Source organism: Natrinema versiforme (assembly GCF_005576615.1).
Taxonomy (GTDB): domain Archaea; phylum Halobacteriota; class Halobacteria; order Halobacteriales; family Natrialbaceae; genus Natrinema; species Natrinema versiforme_A.
The window spans coordinates 171,057-191,207 of the sequence record NZ_CP040332.1 but is presented as its reverse complement, the minus strand read 5'-3'; the positions used below and the strand labels follow the sequence as shown (position 1 = coordinate 191,207).

Here is a 20,151-nt window from a genome sequence, read left to right as displayed (position 1 = left end):
TTTTTATCCACGTCGTAGAGACTTGTCTATGGCAACGTTTGAGGGATACCCACGGGACAGCGGCCCCGCCGGGGTCCGAAATTACGTCGCAGTGATACCCACGTCGGTCGCCGCGTCGGCGGTCGCCGAGGCGATCGCGGACCGCGCCGGTGAGCACATCCGGGCGACGCCCCACCAGATGGGGATCGACCCTCCGGACGGCGCGCGCGAGCAGATAGAGCGAACGCTGACCGGCGTGGGGCGAAACCCCAACGTCGGCGCGGCGGTCGTCGTCGGTCTGGGTCCGGAGACGGTCGACGCCGAGGTGGTCGCGGACGGGATCGCAGCGGCCGGCCGCCACGTAGAGACGCTCTCGATCCGCGAGGCAGGCGGGACCGAGGCGGCGCTCGATGCAGGCGTCGAACTGACGCGGAAGTGCTGGTCAGGGATCGCCGACGCGCGTCGGGAGGAACGCGACGCGAGCGAACTCGTGTTCGGCGTGGAGTGTGGCGGTTCCGACGCGACGAGCGGGATCGCTGCCAACCCGGCCGTCGGCGCAGCCTGCGATCGGCTGGTCGCCGACGGCGGCACGGCAACGTTCTCCGAGACGCCCGAGTTCATCGGCGCAGAACACATCCTCGCGGAGCGCTGTTCCGACGCGGATGTCCGCGAGCGGCTCCTCGACCGGGTCGAGCGCCGGGAGTCGACGGCACAGCTGATGGGCGTCGACCTCCGCGGCGCACAGCCGAGCCCCGGGAACCAGGAGGGCGGGCTGACGACGATCGAGGAGAAGAGCCTGGGGGCTATTTCGAAGGGTGGGACGACGCCGATCCGGGGGATCGTCGACTACGCCGAGCGCCTCCCGGTCGGCGGCGGACTGGTACTGATGGACACGCCAGGGTACGATATCGAGAGCGTCGTCGGCAAGGTCGCCGGCGGGGCGCAGGTCATCGCCTTCACGACGGGTCGCGGGTCGACGACGGGGAACCCGCTTGCGCCGGTGATCAAGGTGACGGGGAACCCGAAGACTGCGGACCGCCTCGCGTCAAACATGGACGTAGACGCGAGCACCGTCATCGACGGCGAGCCGATCGAGTCGGTTGGCGACCGGGTGTATAAGACGCTGTTGCGCGTGGCCAGCGGCGAGCGGACCGCTGCCGAGCAGCGCCGGCTGGAGGAGTTCGCGATCAACGAACTGCAGCCGAACGAACTGGCGGAGCTCCGGGGGGACGCATGAAGGGGACCGTCCTCGGCGAGGTCGGCCTGCACATGGCGGACGCGGACAACGTCGTCACGGCCATCGATGACCTGGAAGCAGGCGCGGAGCTACCGTACAACGGCGAGATGGTCGAGCTCGCGGAGGCCGTCCCGTTCGGCCACAAGGTCGCGCTGGTGCCCCTGGAGCGGGGCGACGCCGTCGTGAAGTACGGCGAGACGGTTGGCGAGGCGGTCGAGCCGATCACTCCCGGCGAGTGGGTGCACACGCACAACTGCGAGAGCACGCGCGGGCGGGGCGACCGCGCCGCGGAGGACGGGGAGGTGGCCTGATGTCGTCCCCCGAAGGGCGCGAGGAACCCGCGGCCCTCGGCGAGCGGTTCGACGCCTACCGGCGCGACGACGGCGGCGTCGGCGTGCGGAACCGGGTTCTCGTCGTGCCGTCGGTGATCTGTTCGCACGTCGTCGCCGAGCGGGTCGCGGACGCGAGCGACCGCGCCGTCTGCGTCCCGCACGACCACGGCTGCGGCCAGATCGGGGCCGACCACGAGCAGACCGAGCGGACGCTTCTGAACCTCGCCCGCAACCCGAACGTTACCGGCGCGACCGTCGTCGGGCTGGGCTGTGAACACCTCCAGAGCGGGCCGTTTGCCGAGCGGATCGGCGAGCACGGCGTACCGGTCCGCGAGACGGCCATTCAGGACGCCGGCGGAACCGAGGCGGCGCTCGACGCGGGCGTCGAGGCGACCGGAAACCTGGCCGACGCCGCGGCCGCGGCGGACCGGACGGACGCGGCGCTCGCGGACCTGACAGTCGGCGTCGTGAGTTCGGACCTGTCCCCGTCGAGCAGCGAAGTGGCGGACCCGCTCGTCGGCAAGACCGTCGACGCGCTGGTCGACGCTGGCGCGCGCGTCGTCGTCGCCGGAACCGAGCGGCTCGTGCCCCACCGCGACGCGGCCGCCGACCGCGCGGCGAGTCCGGCGGTCGCCGAAGCGACGCGGTCGGCCGGTGACCGCGACGCAGGGCGGCCCAGCAACGCAAAGCGGGTCGCCCGCCGCGCCGAGGTAGCCGAGTTCGACGAGGTGGTCGGAACGTGGGGGAACGCCGAGGTAGCCGAGTTCGTCCCCTACGGCGGTCGGGCGACCATCGACGGGGGGCTGGCGCTGGTGGATTCACCCTCGCGGTTCGAGGAGGCCGCGACCGCGCTCGCGGCGGCGGGCGCGTCCGTCGTCGTCCACGTCACGGCCGACGGAATCACGACGGGCCACCCGGTCGTCCCGATTCTGAAGGTGACCGGTGACGGGACGACGGCGGCAGCGCTTGGCGACGACATCGATGTCGACGCCCGCACTGCCGACTCCGACGAACTGCTGTCGGAGCTTTTGCGGGTCGCGGCTGGCGGCCGGACGGCGAGCGAGGCCCACGGGCTGACGGCGTTCGCGATAAACCGGGTCGGCCCGTCGCTGTGAGGTCGCCGGGTCCAAAAGCCTAATAGCCGGGCCCGTCGAGTGTATGACGATGAGTCAGGTACCGAAGCGTTCGGGACAGCAACGGCAGTCAGGGGACCGCTTCTCCGCCAGCCACGGTTGGCCGGGGCGAAGCGGCGACGGGACACGGGCGCGTCTGAGGTGGACGGGATGAGAGCGGCGGAGCTCGTCGGGGCGAAGCTGTTCGAACTGCGCGAACGGGAGCGACCGTCGCCCGGCGAGTCCGAGGTGCTCGTCGAGGTGAGCGACGTGGGAATTTGCGGCTCGGACGTCCACTGGTACGAGCACGGCCGTATGGGCGACCGCGTCGTCGACGAGCCGCTGGTGCTCGGACACGAGAGTGCGGGCACCGTCGTCGAGACGGGGGCGGCCGTCGACGGCCTCGCTGTCGGCGACGCAGTCACCGTCGAGCCCGGCGTCCCCTGCGGGGAGTGTGAGCACTGCCGGCACGGCGCGTACAACCTCTGTCCGGACGTGGCGTTCATGGCGACGCCCGGGACGAACGGCGCGTTCCGGGAGTACGTCGCCTGGCCGGCCGAGTACGTGTATGCCCTCCCCGACTCGGTACCGACCCGGGAGGGCGCACTCTGTGAGCCGCTGAGCGTCGGTGTCCACGCCGTCCGCCGGGCGGAGATAGGCGTGGGCGACTCGGTGCTAGTCATGGGCGCGGGGCCGATAGGGCTCCTCACGGCCGACGCCGCGCGGGCGGCCGGCGCGGGAGATGTCGCGGTCGTCGACGTCGTCGAGTCGAAGCTCGACCGGGCCGTGGACCGCGGGGCCGATCTCGCGGTCGACAGCCGCGAGGCGGACGTGACCGCGGCGGTCCGGGAGGCGTTCGGGGGAGGCGTCGACGCCGCGATAGAGGCGACCGGTGCACCGCCCGCCATCGAAGCGACACTCGACGTGCCGCGGGCCGGCGGCACCGCAGTGCTCGTCGGCCTCGCCCCCGAGGCTGAGGTGCCGGTCGACACGTTCGAGTTGGTCCGCAGGCAGCTGGATGTCCGCGGGAGCTACCGCTTCGCGAATACGTACCCGACCGCGATATCCATGCTCGACTGCGGCGTCGTCGACGCAGCGGGGATCATCGACTTCGAGGCCCCGCTCGATCGGATCGGTGACGCGTTCGAGCGGGCCGCGGAGCCGGACGTTGTCAAAGGCGTGATCTCAGTCGACTGAGCAGCGGGTCGAGCCTCGGAGGGAGAACATTTATGTTCGAACGGCTATCCCCAATGAATATGGTTATCGTGGCAGCCATCAGCGGCTCCGACGGGTCCAGAGACGTCGCGATGCAGGCGGACGAGTTGGCCAGGGCGTTCGGCGACGAACTCCACCTCGTCCACGTCATCGAGGAGACCGAGTACACGAGACGTGTCGAGCGGGAGTCCAGTACGCGGGAGACGGACTCGGGGTCCATCGAGGCGACCGCGGCGGCCGAGGCGACGGCAGGGCTTGACGAGGTCATTGGGGACCACGAGGTCGTCAGCAGGGTCGGGAACCCCAACAAATCCGTCGTCGGGTACGCCGACGAGGTCGACGCCCGCTACCTCGTCCTCGGCGGGCGGTCGCGGTCCCCCACCGGGAAGGCGCTGTTCGGCAGCGTGACACAGTCGATCCTCCTGAATACAGAGCGGCCGGTCGTCACGGTTACGGGGGCCGAGTAACCATTCTCTCCACCAGCATGTCGGTGTCACCGCGACCGGCGAGGACGAGCCGTCGTCCCCTAATGGACCGAACCGCGAGCGCCGAACGAGGGAACGATGTCTGAAGGAGGGGCGGTCACGGGGTCGGTGACGGAGTTCCGGCAATCACTGTCAGACCTGGACACCCCGACGACGGTCGTCCCGCCCGACGAGCTCGGGGCGACGCTCGCGGACGTGATCGAAGCGCCCGCCGTCGGGGCCGAACTCCCGTTCGACGACCTCTCGCTCGCGGACGCCCCAGTGACGCTCGACCCGTCACCGTCACAGCTCCGGGCGGCGGCGACCGGCGTGACGGGGTCGCGCATGGGGATCGCGTCGCTCGGCACGGTCGCCGTCGAGTCGCGGGCCGACGGCGACGAGTTCGTCGGCCTGTACCCGTCACGGCACGTGGTCGTGATCAGGGCGAGCGACATCAGGACGGACCTCTCGGAGGCTTTCGACTGGCTGCGGGCCGAGTTCGCGGCCGGTCGCCGGTCGTTCGTCCTCGCAACGGGGCCGAGTTCGACCGGGGACATGGGCGCACTCGTGCAGGGCGTCCACGGCCCCGAGGAGGTCCACATCGTCATCATCAGGGACAATGAGTGACTCACAACGAACGGATGCCGACCGCATCCGCACGCTGCTAGCATTGGAGGGCGACGAAATAAAGGCGAACACGCGGCTGTTCAACGCCGACCGGTACGACGCCGTGAAGGCCGTCGGGGAGGACGTCCACGAACGGAACCGCACCAGGGCGCGGGAGATAAAGGAGGACGCGATAGAACGCCTCCCGGAGCTCATCCACCGGACGCGCAACGCCGTCGAGGAGAACGGTGGGACGGTGTACGTGGCCGACGACGCGGCCGACGCGAACCGCTACATCGCCGAGGTGGCCGAGGCGGAGGCCGCCGAGACGGTCGTGAAGTCGAAGTCGATGACGACCGAGGAGATAGACCTCAACGAGGCCCTGGAGGAGGGCGGGCTGGAGATTTGGGAGACCGACCTCGGGGAGTTCGTCATCCAGGTCGCCGAGGAAGCCCCGTCGCACATCGTCGGCCCCTCGCTGCACAAGTCCCGAGAGGAAATAACGGAACTGTTCGAGCGGGAGTTCGACCCCGACGAGTCGCTTGATTCCGCCCAGAAGCTGACCGCGTTCGCCCGCGAGTTCCTCGGCGACCGGATCGACAACGCGGAGGTCGGAATCACGGGCGCGAACTTCGTCATGGCGGAGAGCGGGTCGATCGCTCTGGTGACCAACGAAGGGAACGCCCGCAAGTGCGCGTCGATCCCCGACACGCACGTCGCCGTCGCGGGGATCGAGAAGATCATCCCGTCGGTCGCCGAACTGGAGCCGTTCGCGGAGCTCATCTCGCGGTCGGCCACCGGCCAGGAGATCCCGCAGTACCTGTCGCTTTTGACCCCGCCGGTCGATACGCCGACAATCGACTTCAACCGGGCGGACGAACCGGGCTCCGGGGCCGGCGACGAGGAGCGGGACTTCCACCTCGTCCTCATCGACAACGGCCGGCGGGCGATGCGGCAGGACGACGACCTCCGGGAGACGCTGTACTGCATCCGGTGTGGCGCATGTGCGAACTCGTGTGCGAACTTCCAGTCAGTTGGCGGGCACGCGTTCGGCGGCGAGACGTACACGGGCGGCATCGCCACCGGCTGGGAGGCCGGGATCGAGGGAAACGACGTCGCCGAGGAGTTCAACGACCTCTGTACCGGCTGCTCGCGCTGCGTGAACGCCTGTCCGGTGAAGATTGACATCCCGTGGATCAACACGGTCGTCCGCGACCGCATCAACCGCGGGAAGGACCCGGGGTTCGACGACCTGCTCGTCGACGGCCTCGTGCCCGACGAGGAGGAGAGCGGCACGCCGCTGCGCAAGCGGTTCTTCGGGAACTTCGAGACCGTCGCCAAGCTCGGGAGCGCGACCGCCCCCCTCTCCAACGCCGTCGCCTCGACCGGGATCGCCCGGAAGGCGATGGAGTCGGTGCTGGGCATCGACGCCCGGCGCGACCTGCCGGCGTTCGAGCGAACGACGCTGCGCGACTGGGCCGGGGAGCGCAAGAGCCGCGTCGCGGATCCCGACCGTCGCGTCGCGCTGTACCCGGACGTGTACACGAACTACGTCCAGACCGAGCGTGGCAAGGCCGCCGTCCGCGTGCTGGAGGCGCTCGGCTGCGAGGTAGTCGTCCCCGATGTCGGCGGCTCCGGGCGCGCGCCGCTGTCCCAAGGGATGATCGCGACGGCCGAGGCGAAGGCGGCGGACGCCGCGTCGGCGCTGCTCCCCTATGTCGAGGAGGGGTACGACGTGGTCGTCGTCGAGCCGAGCGACCTGGCGATGTTCCGCCGGGAGTACGAGAAGCTACTTCCCGCCGAAACCCAGGCGCAACTCGACGAGGGGAGCTACGAGGTACTCGAGTACGTGTACGGGCTGCTGGAGAATGGAGCGGACGCCGACGCGGTGCCAGCCGGCGACGGGGACGGCGTCGCGTACCACAGCCACTGTCAGCAGCGCACGCTCGGTCTGGAGACGTACACCGAGACGGTGCTCGATCGGGTCGGCTACGACGTGCTGACCTCGGACGTGGAGTGTTGCGGCATGGCCGGCAGCTTCGGCTACAAGAGCGAGTACTATGACCTGAGCATGGATGTCGGCGAGACGCTCGCCGAGCAGTTCGAGCCGGAGGTTGACGACCGGACAGTCGTCGCCAGCGGCACCTCCTGCATGGAACAGCTCGACGCGCTCCTGTTACCGGGGACGCGTCACCCGGTCGAACTACTCGACCCCGCCGGCCGCTGACCGCCGCTCGGCGTTCCGGAACTGCGCCATGACGCTCGGGGACGGGGCGACCGCCGACCGCGTGGGCAAACTGTTTGTACCGGGGCCCCGACTCACCGTATATGCGTGACTTAGCAACGGACACCGTGCGGAGCGTCGACACTAGCCTCTACCGTGTGCCGAACGAGCAGGCACTGGAGGATGCGACCCAGTCGTTCGACACGCTGGAGATCGTTGCGCTGACCGCAGAGTCGGACGCCGGTCACGCCGGCCTCGGGTTCACCTACACTATTGGACGCGGCGGCGCGGCGACGAAGCGGTTCCTCGACGACGTACTCGCCCCGCGCCTGGAGGGTCAGCTGGTCTCCCCGCGGACCGTGCGGACAAACCTCCGGGGCGAGACCACGTTCATCGGACGCGAGGGGATAAGCGAGTTCGCCGTCGCGGCCGCAGACATCGCGCTCTGGGACCTCCTCGGGAAGGCCGCGGGGCTGCCGCTGTGCGAACTACTCGGCGGCGCGCGGGAGCCGGTGACGATGTACGAGACGGACGGCGGCTGGCTTCAGTACGACGCCGACGCGCTGGTCGAAAACGCCGAGGGTATCGCCGACGCCGGGTTCGCCGGGATGAAGATGAAGGTCGGCTCGTCGCTCGACCGCGACGTCGAGCGTGTCCGGGCCGTCCGCGAGGCCCTCCCGGCCGGTCTGGATCTGATGCTGGACGCGAACTGCTCCTACTCGGTGCCGGAAGCGCGGGCGCTCGCCCGCCGGCTTGACGACGTGGCGATCACCTGGCTGGAGGAGCCGCTTCCCAAGGGCGACTACGCGTCGTACGCCGACCTGCGCAGCCGCGTCGACATGCCGATCGCCACCGGGGAGAACTTCTACAACGAGACGCAGTTCCAGCAGGTGCTCCGGCGGGACGCGGTCGACTACGTACAGCCCGATGTCTGCCGCGTCGGTGGGATTACGCCGTGGGTGAACGTGGCCGAGCAAGCGGCGGCGACCGGCGTCCCCATCTCGCCACACTACATCGAACCGCTCCACGCCCACCTTGCGTGTGCCTTCGGCAACGTGCCGTACATCGAACATCATTCGACCGTGTTGGACGAACTACTCGCCGACCCCATCCCAGTCGAGGGCGGTGAGATAACGCCGCCGGACCGGCCGGGCCACGGGATGGCCTTCGAAGGCGCGGAGCAGTACCGGGTGGACTGACGGATTGCAGGCGGCTCGTGGCCCGGGGCTACACGGTTGACCCGATTGTCCACCCATGGTGGACGAAGGGTGCGGAGAGTTCACTGAGAGAGGTTGGAATGATATCACAGATCTATGGTTGTAAATCGCCCTATCGACGGCGTATTTCGCATAAAAGATAGAGATATACACTGCGGACGGTAGCGTGAATCCACGCTATCTCCGGAAGCGATGGTGTCCAATCAAGTTGGATGCCCCGGAGACCGAGCCGACGGCCCCACGGGAGCGGTTGACCACTGGCCTATCAGAATGTTTTTGTTGGTTGGGAGTGACTTAGTCGTATGCGACGAGTCCGATTCGAAGACCCCGCAGGGAGCGTTCGCAACGGCACTTGGACCGACGACGGGATCGAGTTCGGCGGACGGACGTACGATCCCGCCGAGGTCGACGTGTTGCCCCCGACAGAGCCGAGCAAGATCGTCTGCGTCGGCCTCAACTACGCCGACCACGCCGAGGAGGAGGGCATGGAGCTGCCCGACCGGCCGCTGCTGTTCCTAAAGCCGCCGAACACGGTGTCCGGACACGGCGACACGATCCCGCTCCCGGCGGGCAAGGAGACCGTCGAGTGGGAGGCCGAACTGGGGATCGTGGTCGGCGAGCAGTGCCGAAACGTCTCCGAGAGCGAGGCGATGGATGTCGTTGGGGGGTTCACCTGCCTCAACGACGTGTCGAACCGCGACGACCAGCGCATCGAGCAGAACTGGGTCCGCGGGAAGGCGTTCGACAACGCCGCCCCGGTCGGCCCGGTCGTGGCGACGCCCGACGAGGTGCCCGACGACGCCGGCATCGAACTCCGAGTCAACGGCGAAGTCGAGCAGAACTCCGGACGTGACCAGTTCATCTTCGGCGTCGAGGAGCTGATCGCCGAGATCACGGCGTACATGACCCTGGAGCCGGGCGACGTGATCTCGACCGGGACGCCGGCCGGCGTTGGCCCGCTCTCCGACGGCGATGTCGTCGAGGTGGAGGTCGAGGGCGTCGGCACCCTCGAAAACGAGTTCGTCCGACGATGACGTATCGCGCGGGCATAATCGGCACCGGCGGGATCGCCGGAATGGGCATCCTCGGGATGCACGACGAGGAAGCCATTGGAAAGGAGAAGATCCGCGCCAGCCACGCCGGCGGGTACGACGAGGCGGCGGGCGTCGAGCTCGTCGCAGTCGCCGACGTCGACGAGGAGAAGCTCGACACGTTCGGTGAGGCCTGGGAGATCTCGCCCGAGCGCCGGTACGTCGGCCACGAGGCGATGCTGGAGGCGGAGGATCTGGACGTTGTGTCTGTGTGTACGCCGTCGTTCCTGCACCGCGACCACGTCGTCGACGCCGCGCAGTCTGCGGCCGACCCGGACGTGGTCTGGTGCGAGAAGCCGATCGCCTCCTCGGTGACCGACGCCGAGGAGATGATCGACATCTGTGACGACGCCGACGTGGAACTGCTCGTGAACCATTCGTTCCGCTTTACTGATAAGCTCCGCCGGCTCCACGACCTGATGCAGGAGGAGGACCTGCTGGGCGAGGTCCACTCGGTGTCAAGCCAGTTCCGGATGGAACTGCTGCGCAACTCGACCCACCTGCTCGACACGCTCGTCTACCTGCTCGACGCCCGCGCGGAGCGGGTATCCGGCTACATCTCCGGGGAGAACGAGGCGGTCGACTCGCTCGACGCCGACCAGGACGTCGACGACGCCGCCGGCGGCGGCTACGCCCTCATGGCCGACGGGACGTTCGCCACGATAGACTGCACGATCCCGCGGGACGACTCGTCGATGACGCTCTTGTTCGTCGGGAGCGAGGGGAAGCTGTACATGAACAACGACGACGGCGAGTGGCGCTACTGGACGCTCGATGACGGCGAGCATGTCGAGGAGCCGCTGCCCGGGATCGAGGGCGCGTGGACGTGGGAAGACGACTACGAATCGGCGTTCGGCAACGCGGCCGACCACGTCGTCGAACTCCTCGACGGCGAGGCGAGGAACCGCTCGCCCGGCCGGGAAGCCGCCCGGTCGCTGGAGATAATCGTCGGCTTCTACGTCTCACACTACACCGGCGGCGACGTGTCGGTGCCGCTCGACCGGCCGCTCTGCGACGTGACGATCACGTCCTGGTAGGTCGAGCGGCGTCCGCCGTCCTGCGGTTCTCGCCACTCGCGGCGTTCGACGGTCACGGACCCCGATTCGATCGGACGAGTGACCGCAACGGCCGGCGCATTACTCCGTCGTGATCCGGCCCTCGAGTTCAGGCGAGATCGTCCCCTCGGCCCCGACCGAGTTCGCGACGATGACCGACAGCGGTTTCCGCTCGTCGGTTCGGCCGAAACCATGTAGACCCGCTATACCCACTGTAGTCTCAACTTCCACACGGCCACGGGAAGTTGAGACTGGTCGTCTCAATGTATACGATGTGAACTCCTTGTAGTTTCATTTAGAGGGGCTGTGACTGGATCAACTGCTCAGTAGAAGTACGTACTGAACAGACGATGGGTACACGTGGTTGGCGATTGAGTGGTTCGAAGAACTTGGGATAGCGTGAGAACTTCGCTCTCACTGAGTCACACTCGTTTGCTCCAGACATTCGCGTGACGGCCGCCGATTCACTCGCCGTAAGCGAAGTTGAGAACCGACTATCAGGAGGCTCGCAGACTTTTGGTCGAGTTTTTGTTAGCGACGACGCAGCCGTCGCGCGACAATAGGTCGTACTGAATGCGACTACCTGCGGATCTTCCGAGCTACGACGCGAAGCCGTCGGTAATCCGCGATCCATGTCCCGTCACGGAACTGTTCTTCTCGAAGTCGATCCTCAACGGAGGAGATGACCGCTGATTGTTCGTCGTCTGGGATTGCAGATAAGAGACTGTCACCGAACATGCCGAGCCATTCAGCGAGTCCGTCGGTACCGTTATCGAGTTCGGTCGGTCGGTCAAAGAGCGTCGCGTAGCGCGTTTCAAGACCGTGTGCTTCCAGCTTTGAGGTGTATTCGCCGATACTCGGGAAGTACCACGGACTCTCGACATCATAACCGCGTACAGCCGCCTCTTCACGAACTGCGCTAACGATGGCGGCGACGTTTCCTGTCCCACCCAGTTCAGCAACGAACCGGCCACCAGGAACGAGTGTATCGGTGACCGAATCGAGAACGGCATCCTGTTCCGGAATCCAGTGGAGTGCCGCGTTGGAAAACACGGCGTCAAACGGGTCGTCGAACGAGAATCTGCGGGCATCCTCATTGACGAACTCGCACGCGGGATAGGCATCCTGGGCCTTTTCGATCATTTCTTCGGAGGCGTCAAGACCGACGGTATCCGCTCCTGACTCGGCAATTCGATCTGTGAGGTGGCCGGTCCCACAGCCGAGGTCGAGTATCCGCTCCCCGTGCTCTGGCTCCAGAAGATCCACCACCCCTTCACCGTACTCGAAGACGAAGGAGTGTCCTTCGTCATAACTATCGGTATTCCACTCGTTCGCTGACTTACCGTCCGGTCTACCCATGTCGCTCGCTACTCTATACGTTCACTTCTACCTTTTGAACTATCAGGAACTGGTTCTCATTTCACCAAGTTTGGCCACAGAAGTGTTCGGTAGCCTCTCCGTATTGACTAGATAAGTTCTTGAACGTGTCGTTGCCAGCGTCTCGTAGTGGTTTCGACTCTCAACTCTCGCCGGACTGTCTTTCGACAAATCGCTCGTCAATCGGACGCTGACTGGCCGGTATACGATTCGACGCCGTTGTATAATCGAGCCTCGCTCACCGCGCTGGAATCAGACGTTCGGATCGTTACACAAACATGGTTCAGACACGACGACCACACCTCTGTCGAGCAGTTCGTCTGCTCGCTCCCACTTGCGTATTTTAAATTCAGCACGCACGACCACTACGCAGGGCCGACCAGCTACGGGATGGTCTCCCTCTTTCGGGTATTCATGCTGAAAGACTGTTACGGGTGGGACCACGAGACAGCACTCGTTGAGTACCTCAACCGCTATCCTGTACTCTGCGATCAGCTGGGATTAGAGACGGTACCAGATCAATCGACGCTGTGGCGTAGTTGGAACAAACGGTTCACTGCAAACGATTTGGCGAGCGGTGGACCTGCTGGTACAGGTCGAGTTGACCGATGAGTACGAGCACTCGCCAATTGTGACGGCCGACAATACGCTGACGCTGTTGAAGAAAGAAACGGGAATCGGATAATGAGGGGACTCTACACGTGTTAGCGCAGCGTCTGAATGGCTACACTATCCTATGTCTCGGAAATACTCCGAATTAGTTTCCACTTCGACAAGAACACGCGCTTCGAGAGTAATCTGAGGCAGGTTCCGTTCGTCGAACCGACCGAAAAATGCATCACAGCACCGCTAAACCCGCTGTAGTCTCAACTTCCATTCGGTCGCAGTTCTGTATAGCGCTATGCAGTTTAAATCCACTCGCTACAATCCTATTCTCCCGAAATCTATACTCTCACAGCCTGCAACTACAGCCGAGTCAACACCAACACAGCACAGCACATTAGACCAATAATGTACAGTGGATTTACTAGGGGCCGCGCCCTCTGGTAAGCCGAGTCGATGTCTCAGCACAACCCCGAGGGTTCACGCGACCAAATCCCCATCAAAGCCGCCCGTGACGAGTTCATTGACGAGAAGAAAGGGAACTACGGATCGAACCTCGAGTACACCTTGGAGAAATGGACTGATGACTGGCTCGCCGATCGTGACGAGGAAACGCTGACCGATGTGACACCGCTGACGATGCGCCACTACGCGAACTACCTCGAGCGGCGAGCCCGCGGTGACACGGGAATCGCGGCGTCGACGGCGCGAACGTACTACAACTACGTCTCGGCGTTCCTCTCGTGGGCCGTCGAAGTCGAATACCTTCCCGAGAACCCGGCAGAGAAACGGAAGGCAAAGAAACAACTTCCGACAGCGACCTCGAGTACCAGCGGCGACCAACAGTTCTGGCAGCCAGACCAGCGCCGGACGATCGTCTCCTACGTCGACAACCGTGCTCGCGAGGCGATCGACACCGACGGCATCGATGCCTTCGAGGAAGTCCGTGACAGGGCGCTTGTGACGATGCTTGCCTATTCGGGTGTGCGTGGCGCGGAAGTCCTCGCGGACTCTCGTGACGAGCGACGCAACGGCCTGCGCTGGCACAGCGTCGACCTCGAGAACGGCGTGATAACCGTCCTCGGGAAGAGCCAGCAAAAAGAGGAGACCGCACTCCCTCAACAGGCGGTCGAACCGCTCCGGCGACTCGAGACGCTGCTCGATCTGCCCGCCGACGGCTGGCCGGTGTTCCCCTCGAGGCATCCGCCGTCGCTGTACTCCGCGATCGACGAGGCGGGACACGAGAAACCCGACGGCAACCCGTGGGGATACGTCCTCGAGACCGGCATCGAACCGCCGTCAATGAGCACCTCTGGCGCTCGCACGCTGTTGAAGCGACTCTCGGCAGACGCCGACGTGCCGGGACTCGACGAAGACGACTATCTCACGCTGCACGGAGCCCGCCGCGGTGTCGGCGAGAAACTCTATCGTGAGCGCGGGGCCGCCGCCGCGCAACGAACGTTGCGCCACGCCGACCCACAGACGACGTCGGAGATGTACTCGCACATCGAAGCGAGCGAACTGGCTGAAGACAATACGGAAGTGTTCGACGGAGAGTGACAACCAGCTCCCCTCGAGCGAAAGACTAACAGTCTGCCCCTTCTTGGGTACAACTTGCCTAAGCCCGGAGTGGGGCGTTGTACTCCTAACGCCCCCAACTTTGATACCACAGAGCAGCAGCATTCAGGGCGACATTCACCGCAAGCAGTACGACCGTGGGATCTGGGGTGGGTAAATCAACGATCATAGATGAATCTCATAGGCGCGACCCTCCATCCCAAAGCGCCTACGCCCGGAATGGGGCAGTTCGCACTGGTAGGATATTCATTGATACCTGATAAAACGTGGCGTGGTTGTCTTACTTTTATTGTAGTAATACAAATTTGGTTGCACTAATTCTGAATCCTATCCAAAATAGCCTAAGCGTCCCTCTCTGGCCTCGGCGAGAGACACTCAAGTTCAGGCTCCAATAGATTTACGACGCGGGATGTCAACAACTGTGATATACAGGTGAAACGGAATCCAAAATCGAAGCGTGTTCACGACTCCGACAGTGGAAAGTTTCAATCAGAAGATACGGTGAACAGCCTCACTCCGTTTGGATACAACGATAGCAACGAAAGTTCCGGCTACGGCGGGTTACTCCTCCTCACTGCGATCCTGGTTATGATCGGCTACGCGCATACTCGAGGAATGCTTCCGGTCCTCTTCTGAGAATGAACGGAGAACTCCCGTGGTGGACTTTTGTTGGACTCGTGATTAAAGAGGAACTCGAGAACTACTGCGAGAAAGAGATCCACCATGGGCAACTCTATCCGAACCTCGATGATGTCGTCGACAAGGGTCTCGTTGAGAAGGGCGAACTCGACGTCTTCGAAACGGCGTTTGAGTCGTCGGGTCATGAGCTCTATGTCGTCGATCGTTAATCAGCGAGAGATCCCACCGGTTACGGCGGACGTGAATCGCGTCACGTGACAGAGAACGGCTCTGTTTTACCTCGCTGTATTCGAACGCAGATCCCGTTTCCGTGGGAGACTCCGGTTCGCCGGCCGTGTCCGTAACGCTCTCAGAAGCGGGCTCGGTGGTGGATGACGGTTCCGAGGACGGCTCGCTGTTCGGCCTCGAGTCGGAAGCCGTCAGCTTCGAAGCGCCCTCGTCAGTTCGTCTCGAAGAAGCCCTGATTGGCGAAAGCGTCGGTCCATTCGAGTGTGGTCACCGCCGGTCCAGAACACCAGCAGACAGCACAGCGCCATATCGGCTTTTCGGGTCGTTGTGATTGAGACGTGGATCGCGTTCGCTCTCGTATCGATTCAGCAGTCCGAGGCGTCGATTCCTCCAACACCGTTAGTCGGGAGCGGTGAAACAAGGAGGGCCAACTCACCTCTGGTGTCGGAGATCGGTAGTCGTGTCGATGTCTCTGAGGACGCCGAGATCGTCGGTCTCGATAAGAGCGCTCTCGTCGCTCTCTGCCAGTACAGGGAGGCCCCCGACGTCACCCGTGACCTCGAGAAGGGCATCGAAGTGGCTGCGATCGAACAGCACCGGATTTCCACGGTGGCCGTCGAAGGCAGCCGCTAGCGCTGTCCCCAACTCTGCTCGATACGCGTCGCTAAGGAGTTCGACAGTGGCTGAATCGACGGCCGGCATGTCTCCGGGAAGGAACACCACTGCATCCGTTTCCGGCGTTCCGACGACGCGGATCGCCGTCTCGACGGACGTCGACAGCCCCTTCTCGTAGTCGGGATTGCGGACGGTTCGCACGTCGACGCCGGATAGGGCGGTGTGTACTGCCTCCGCTTCATATCCAAGTACGACGACGACCTCCGAGAGGGCCGCGTCTACGAGTGTTCGCGTCGCGTGTCGGATCAGCGGTTCGCCGTCGAACTCGGTGAGTAGCTTGTTTGCCGACCCGAACCGAGAACTCGTCCCACCGGCGAGGACGACGCCGACGATCGTCGGCTTGAGGGGATCGGTTCTATCGAGCGCGTCAGCGACCCTGTCGGGGCCGTAACAGGGGAAATCATCGGGTTTCATTCACGTGTTGTATCGTCTCGCCGACCGAGATCGCGACGGGGAGTCGGACCAACGGTCGGCCGTCCACATGACCCATACGTGGCCCGTGTACAAATATTTCAGTAGTGAATCTTGGATCTTCTTGACGCCGCGTTGGCCTCCGATGCGACGCTGGTCTTGCAGGCCCCGACGGCGAGCGCACGATTCCCGCAGACGAGTTTTATTACGGGACGTACGCCATAGACATCGGCCCGCCGAGATATTCACCGGTATCGAGGTTCCTTTGGCGGCGGACGCCGTCGGACCCTCCGTGAAGAAGCCGAGTCTGTCCTCGAGGTACGCGATGGTCGGCGTCACGGACCTGCTGACGGTCGACGAAACCGTCGAGAAGGCCCTTATCGGCGAGGCGCTCGACTCGTCCCTCCAGACGAAACACATCTCGGTGAATCTCGACGAGAAACACCAGTGAACGACATCACTGTGACCGCTCGTCGGATATAAGTGGCAGACAGGTGAAATGGGGCGAAGGCTGACTGGTGTGGATTCAATCTGGAAGAGAAAGATCAACTCGGATGATTTGTCACAGAGACTGGGGCTGTTTCTGCAGACGAGGATCGTCAGTCACTTCGTCAGTTCGACTTGTATCGATTTCGCCGTACTGAGTACCTGTCCGGTGATATCCTCTTGGAGGTAGCGGCCGGACAGTCGCTCGAGGGGGCCACAGACCCCGATCGCAGCGGCTGGCGCGCGCTCGTCGAGGCCGAACGAGGTTCCGACACCGACGACGCCCTCGAACTGTTCTTCTCTGGAAAACGCGATCTCGTTGTCCCGGATCGATCGGAGCTCCGCATCGAGCGACTGTCTGTTTGAAATAGTGCTGTCGGTCGCTGATGGGAGACCGTGTTGCGAGACGATCTCGTCGATTCGGTCGGGCTCGAGCGTGCCGAGAATCGCTTTTCCGGGCGCGGTAATGTGTAGCGGGAGGGCGTCGCCACAGACGTACTCCGGCACCCAGGAGTTCGTTCCCGTTGCCATGTACGTGCAGATCCCGACTCCATCCTCCTCGATGAAGAGCGTCGCAACTTCATCGGTCGTTTCGGCGAGGTTGTCGACGTGTGATCGTGCGACGCGGTAGATCTCGTGGCTCGAGCGTGTCAATTCCCCGGGTGACAGGAGGCGAAGTGACGGGCAGTATTTTCGATCTTGTTTCCGAACGTAGCCGAGTTCCGAGAGCGTCCCGAGGTGGTTGTAGACGACCCCTTTGGAGAGTCCGACTGCATCGGACAGTTCCGTGACGCCCATCGGACGATCCGCCTCGACGAGCACCTCTAAAATTTCGAACGAATTCACCGTTGCCTCGACGGTTTTCGGGCTCTGACTCGACATCGATCGGTTCCCGATAGGAGTTCGAGTCCCATAGTAATTGTTCTCCAGAGGAAAACAGTACGTTCGAAAGAGCCGGTTGCCAATCGACCACAACATACATGATTGTTCATTACTAGAATGGTTTCTTATATTTATACCGTGGTTTAAAATTCGTTTTCCAGAGAAAAACGGATTCGAAAACGGATATTCTGCCGCTATCGGAGCGTGAGGAAGGCGATTTATTTTCTGCACGAAACTCTTAACAGGGGCTTTCGAACTCGAGATAACAGGTGGCTTGATGAACGCTGCAACACTCACGGAGGCGAACTCGGTAGAGATCGACGAGCGGCAACGACCGGAAACGGGCAGCGACGAATTGCTCGTCGAAGTCAACGCCTGTGGCGTCTGCACGACGGACGTGCACATGTACACTGGGTCACTCACCGTCGACTATCCGATAACTCCCGGTCACGAGAGTACCGGGGAGGTAGTAGCTGTCGGAAACGATGTCGACGACTACGAGGTGGGTGACCGCGTCGCGATCAACCCCTCGATCCCGTGCAACGAGTGCCGAGCGTGCAAATCCGGACGGGAGAACCTCTGCCGGAATCTCACCTCGCTCGGCGGTGCGGCCACGCACATCATCGAAGGGGCGTTCGCGGAGTACGTGACGGTTCCCGCCGGCAACGTCGAGGAAATCGGCGATCTCGACTACCGGACGGCCGCCTTCGCGGAGCCGCTCGGCTGCTGTATCAACGGCGTCGACCAAATCGACCTCACGAGCGGCGAGACGGTCGTCGTCGTCGGCGCCGGCACGATCGGTCTGTTGCTCACGCAACTGCTCCGTATCAGCGGCGCGGGAACCGTGGTCGTCTCCGAACCCGAATGCCAGCGACGCGAGGTGGCACTCGAGGTGGGTGCGGACCACGTCATCGACCCGACTGACGTGGACCCGACGGCGGCGATTCCGGAGCTCGTCGGCCCGGTCGACGTCGCCATCGAGGCCGTCGGGCTGCCTGACACCATCGAGCAGGCTCACGAGCTCACCGGCCCGGGCGGTCGAACCCTCGTATTCGGTGTGCCGCCGGAGGACGCAACGGTCGAATTATCGCCGTTTGACGTGTTTTACGAGGAACGGGAGATCGTCGGCACGTATTCGCTGACACCGGACTCGTTCGCGCGGGCGGTGGCACTCCTCCAGAACGGTCGGATCGACACGGACACGCTCGTCACCGACGAGTTTTCGCTGGACGGACTGGAGCGGGCCTTCGAACAGATGGAAGACCGGGACGGGCTGAAGAAGATGATCTACCCCAACCAGCAGCCGCCGGCTCACAGAGAGCAACGATGATCGAAACACCATACGATCGACGAACGGTGCTGAAGTCGACGAGTGCCGGCCTCGTCACTGGTCTGGCAGGCTGTACCCGCGGTAGTAGTCCGGACGAGAGTCCCGAACTGCTCAGCGTCCCGAACGATCAACTCCCGCTCAGCGAGTACGAGAACGCGGACATCGACTGGACGCAGTTCGACGGCTCGACGGTCAATATCGGGGCGGTCCAGCATCCGTGGGTCGACGCGATCAGACCCGCCACGTCGATCTTTCAGGAACTCACCGGTATCGAGGTCGAGTGGAACGTCCTCCCGGAAAACCAGTTCCGGACCAAACGCCAGACCGACGTCAGTACCGGTGCTGGCCAGTTCGATGTCTTCTTCATGGATCAGGTCGTCAACCAGTACCGCGAAGCGGGCTGGTTGCAGTCCCTCGATCAGTACTTCGACGACGACAGTCTATACGACGAGGAGTGGTACCGGCCGGACGATATCTTCGAAGCGTCGAAGTGGCAGTCCCAAGGCGGCCCCTTTACGGACGAGTGGACCGGGCTCCCGATCACTGTCGAGGTCCAGACCCAGTTCTATCGGACCGACCTCTACGAGAAACACGGGCTAGAAGTCGCCGAAACGCTCGAGGAGTTCCGGCAGAACGCGGCGACGATTCAGGAGAACGAATCGGATGTCGTCGGCACGGTCGGTCGGGGCCAGAAGGGATACGGAATGAACATTTTCGTCTTGAACGCGTTCCTCCGGGAGCACGGAGCGAAGCTCTGGACGGATTTCTCGGGCGACTCAGGGCTCGATACGGAAGAAGCCATCACCGCTGCGGAGTGGTACGTCGAGTTGCTCCAAGATTACGGCCCCGACGGTGCGTCCTCCCAGTCCTGGTCCGACGCGCTGACGACGATGCAGGAACGCCGCGCCGGGCACATCGTCGCGGACGCCAACCTGTTCTGGCCGGATCTAACGGGAGACGACTCCGCGGTCTCCGACGATATCGGCATCGCGAAAGTGCCCAAGCCGGCCGACGGCGAGTTCTCTCCGAACGCGTATACGTGGCAGCTCTCGATGGCGAGAAACGCCCGCAACACCGAAGAGGGCTTCCTGTTCATGCTGTGGGCGACTTCCGAACCGACCACGACGTGGATGCACCTCAACACCAGCGCCTCGTTCTCCGTGCGCCAGTCCGTTTGGGAGAACGACGAGTTCCGTTCGCGCGTCGGCGAAGAGTTCGCTCAGGTCTCGCTCGAGTCGTTGCGAGCCGCGAGTCCGGACCCGTTCGACCGCCAGTATCCCCGATGGGGCCAGCGGTACTCCGAGGAACTGCAACGGGCGATTGACGGCCAGAAGTCCGCTGAAGCCGCGATGAATCACGCGGCGGACGTGGCAGAGGATATCTACAGTGTGTAAGGCACCGACGAACTGT

18 protein-coding genes and 2 pseudogenes are annotated in these 20,151 nt (G+C 63.8%); 16 read left to right on the top strand and 4 right to left on the bottom strand.

Features of this window, described 5'->3' with window-relative positions:
• Positions 1-28: 28 nt before the first annotated feature.
• From FEJ81_RS21875 to FEJ81_RS21830, 10 genes are all read left to right on the top strand, one after another.
• A complete protein-coding gene (locus FEJ81_RS21875) occupies positions 29-1,216 on the top strand; it encodes a UxaA family hydrolase (protein ID WP_138247323.1) in 1,188 nt (395 codons plus the stop codon).
• A complete protein-coding gene (locus FEJ81_RS21870) occupies positions 1,213-1,527 on the top strand; it encodes a UxaA family hydrolase (RefSeq protein ID WP_138247322.1) in 315 nt (104 codons plus the stop codon). The genes FEJ81_RS21875 and FEJ81_RS21870 overlap by 4 nt, the downstream gene beginning before the upstream one ends.
• Positions 1,527-2,663, top strand: coding sequence for a UxaA family hydrolase (locus FEJ81_RS21865; protein WP_138247321.1), 1,137 nt, complete (start codon positions 1,527-1,529; stop codon positions 2,661-2,663). Before FEJ81_RS21870 ends, FEJ81_RS21865 begins: the two co-directional genes overlap by 1 nt.
• Before the next feature lie 168 nt (positions 2,664-2,831).
• Positions 2,832-3,857, top strand: coding sequence for an NAD(P)-dependent alcohol dehydrogenase (locus FEJ81_RS21860; protein WP_138247320.1), 1,026 nt, complete (start codon positions 2,832-2,834; stop codon positions 3,855-3,857).
• Between the two features lie 59 nt (positions 3,858-3,916).
• Positions 3,917-4,342 (top strand): universal stress protein, encoded by a 426-nt coding sequence (locus FEJ81_RS21855; RefSeq protein ID WP_138247319.1) that lies wholly within the window; start codon positions 3,917-3,919, stop codon positions 4,340-4,342.
• Between the two features lie 96 nt (positions 4,343-4,438).
• Positions 4,439-4,966: an LUD domain-containing protein gene (locus FEJ81_RS21850; RefSeq protein ID WP_138247318.1), complete on the top strand. Its 528-nt coding sequence runs from the start codon at positions 4,439-4,441 to the stop codon at positions 4,964-4,966.
• Positions 4,959-7,172 carry an LUD domain-containing protein gene (locus FEJ81_RS21845; RefSeq protein WP_138247317.1) on the top strand — a complete coding sequence of 738 codons (2,214 nt, stop codon included), beginning with the start codon at positions 4,959-4,961 and terminating at the stop codon, positions 7,170-7,172. The genes FEJ81_RS21850 and FEJ81_RS21845 overlap by 8 nt, the downstream gene beginning before the upstream one ends.
• Before the next feature lie 101 nt (positions 7,173-7,273).
• Positions 7,274-8,368, top strand: coding sequence for a mandelate racemase/muconate lactonizing enzyme family protein (locus FEJ81_RS21840; protein WP_138247316.1), 1,095 nt, complete (start codon positions 7,274-7,276; stop codon positions 8,366-8,368).
• Between the two features lie 320 nt (positions 8,369-8,688).
• Positions 8,689-9,420, top strand: a complete 732-nt coding sequence (locus tag FEJ81_RS21835) for a fumarylacetoacetate hydrolase family protein (protein ID WP_138247315.1) — start codon at positions 8,689-8,691, stop codon at positions 9,418-9,420.
• Complete coding sequence (locus tag FEJ81_RS21830; protein WP_138247314.1) at positions 9,417-10,514, top strand: Gfo/Idh/MocA family protein; 1,098 nt, start codon at positions 9,417-9,419, stop codon at positions 10,512-10,514. The genes FEJ81_RS21835 and FEJ81_RS21830 overlap by 4 nt, the downstream gene beginning before the upstream one ends.
• 597 nt (positions 10,515-11,111) lie before the next feature.
• Here FEJ81_RS21830 and FEJ81_RS21825 read toward each other — a convergent pair.
• Entirely contained in the window at positions 11,112-11,891 is a 780-nt protein-coding gene (locus FEJ81_RS21825) for a class I SAM-dependent methyltransferase (protein ID WP_138247313.1), read from the bottom strand.
• Positions 11,892-12,038: 147 nt separating this feature from the next.
• Here FEJ81_RS21825 and FEJ81_RS24580 point away from each other — a divergent pair, with 147 nt between their 5' ends.
• From FEJ81_RS24580 to FEJ81_RS21810, 3 genes and pseudogenes are all read left to right on the top strand, one after another.
• Complete coding sequence (locus FEJ81_RS24580) at positions 12,039-12,521, top strand: transposase (protein WP_138247312.1); 483 nt, start codon at positions 12,039-12,041, stop codon at positions 12,519-12,521.
• Positions 12,522-12,968: 447 nt separating this feature from the next.
• A complete protein-coding gene (locus tag FEJ81_RS21815; RefSeq protein ID WP_138247311.1) occupies positions 12,969-14,072 on the top strand; it encodes a tyrosine-type recombinase/integrase in 1,104 nt (367 codons plus the stop codon).
• Between the two features lie 656 nt (positions 14,073-14,728).
• Positions 14,729-14,881 (top strand): annotated as a pseudogene (locus FEJ81_RS21810) (helix-turn-helix transcriptional regulator); the annotation flags it as partial.
• Positions 14,882-15,172: 291 nt separating this feature from the next.
• On the opposite strand, the pseudogene FEJ81_RS24480 reads toward FEJ81_RS21810, so the two are convergent.
• Together FEJ81_RS24480 and FEJ81_RS21805 are read right to left on the bottom strand one after the other, a co-directional pair.
• Positions 15,173-15,274, bottom strand: a pseudogene (locus tag FEJ81_RS24480) (phage NrS-1 polymerase family protein); the annotation flags it as partial.
• 115 nt (positions 15,275-15,389) lie between these two features.
• Positions 15,390-16,046 carry a nucleotidyltransferase family protein gene (locus FEJ81_RS21805; protein WP_138247309.1) on the bottom strand — a complete coding sequence of 219 codons (657 nt, stop codon included), beginning with the start codon at positions 16,044-16,046 and terminating at the stop codon, positions 15,390-15,392.
• A gap of 322 nt (positions 16,047-16,368) precedes the next feature.
• On the opposite strand from FEJ81_RS21805, the gene FEJ81_RS24300 reads away from it, so the two are divergent.
• Positions 16,369-16,494, top strand: a complete 126-nt coding sequence (locus tag FEJ81_RS24300) for a hypothetical protein (protein WP_267877963.1) — start codon at positions 16,369-16,371, stop codon at positions 16,492-16,494.
• Positions 16,495-16,646: 152 nt separating this feature from the next.
• Here FEJ81_RS24300 and FEJ81_RS21795 read toward each other — a convergent pair whose 3' ends face one another.
• Positions 16,647-17,375 (bottom strand): IclR family transcriptional regulator, encoded by a 729-nt coding sequence (locus FEJ81_RS21795; protein WP_229504854.1) that lies wholly within the window; start codon positions 17,373-17,375, stop codon positions 16,647-16,649.
• Positions 17,376-17,688: 313 nt separating this feature from the next.
• Between FEJ81_RS21795 and FEJ81_RS21790 the strand changes: the two genes are divergently transcribed.
• Together FEJ81_RS21790 and FEJ81_RS21785 are read left to right on the top strand one after the other, a co-directional pair.
• Positions 17,689-18,741: a zinc-dependent alcohol dehydrogenase family protein gene (locus tag FEJ81_RS21790; RefSeq protein WP_138247307.1), complete on the top strand. Its 1,053-nt coding sequence runs from the start codon at positions 17,689-17,691 to the stop codon at positions 18,739-18,741.
• Entirely contained in the window at positions 18,738-20,135 is a 1,398-nt protein-coding gene (locus FEJ81_RS21785; RefSeq protein WP_175416538.1) for an extracellular solute-binding protein, read from the top strand. The genes FEJ81_RS21790 and FEJ81_RS21785 overlap by 4 nt, the downstream gene beginning before the upstream one ends.
• The last annotated feature ends 16 nt before the right edge of the window (positions 20,136-20,151 follow it).

What these genes read in the sequence shown, in the direction of transcription:
- FEJ81_RS21830 (WP_138247314.1), top strand. Translation starts at nt 9,417, where the DNA reads ATGACGTATCGCGCGGGCATAATCGGCACCGGCGGGATCGCCGGAATG.
- FEJ81_RS21840 (WP_138247316.1), top strand. Translation starts at nt 7,274, where the DNA reads ATGCGTGACTTAGCAACGGACACCGTGCGGAGCGTCGACACTAGCCTC.
- FEJ81_RS21870 (WP_138247322.1), top strand. Translation starts at nt 1,213, where the DNA reads ATGAAGGGGACCGTCCTCGGCGAGGTCGGCCTGCACATGGCGGACGCG.
- FEJ81_RS21860 (WP_138247320.1), top strand. Translation starts at nt 2,832, where the DNA reads ATGAGAGCGGCGGAGCTCGTCGGGGCGAAGCTGTTCGAACTGCGCGAA.
- FEJ81_RS21875 (WP_138247323.1), top strand. Translation starts at nt 29, where the DNA reads ATGGCAACGTTTGAGGGATACCCACGGGACAGCGGCCCCGCCGGGGTC.
- FEJ81_RS21855 (WP_138247319.1), top strand. Translation starts at nt 3,917, where the DNA reads ATGGTTATCGTGGCAGCCATCAGCGGCTCCGACGGGTCCAGAGACGTC.
- FEJ81_RS21785 (WP_175416538.1), top strand. Translation starts at nt 18,738, where the DNA reads ATGATCGAAACACCATACGATCGACGAACGGTGCTGAAGTCGACGAGT.
- FEJ81_RS21835 (WP_138247315.1), top strand. Translation starts at nt 8,689, where the DNA reads ATGCGACGAGTCCGATTCGAAGACCCCGCAGGGAGCGTTCGCAACGGC.
- FEJ81_RS21845 (WP_138247317.1), top strand. Translation starts at nt 4,959, where the DNA reads ATGAGTGACTCACAACGAACGGATGCCGACCGCATCCGCACGCTGCTA.
- FEJ81_RS21865 (WP_138247321.1), top strand. Translation starts at nt 1,527, where the DNA reads ATGTCGTCCCCCGAAGGGCGCGAGGAACCCGCGGCCCTCGGCGAGCGG.
- FEJ81_RS21815 (WP_138247311.1), top strand. Translation starts at nt 12,969, where the DNA reads ATGTCTCAGCACAACCCCGAGGGTTCACGCGACCAAATCCCCATCAAA.
- FEJ81_RS24300 (WP_267877963.1), top strand. Translation starts at nt 16,369, where the DNA reads ATGGTCGGCGTCACGGACCTGCTGACGGTCGACGAAACCGTCGAGAAG.
- FEJ81_RS21790 (WP_138247307.1), top strand. Translation starts at nt 17,689, where the DNA reads ATGAACGCTGCAACACTCACGGAGGCGAACTCGGTAGAGATCGACGAG.
- FEJ81_RS21825 (WP_138247313.1), bottom strand. Translation starts at nt 11,891, where the DNA reads ATGGGTAGACCGGACGGTAAGTCAGCGAACGAGTGGAATACCGATAGT.
- FEJ81_RS21850 (WP_138247318.1), top strand. Translation starts at nt 4,439, where the DNA reads ATGTCTGAAGGAGGGGCGGTCACGGGGTCGGTGACGGAGTTCCGGCAA.
- FEJ81_RS21805 (WP_138247309.1), bottom strand. Translation starts at nt 16,046, where the DNA reads ATGAAACCCGATGATTTCCCCTGTTACGGCCCCGACAGGGTCGCTGAC.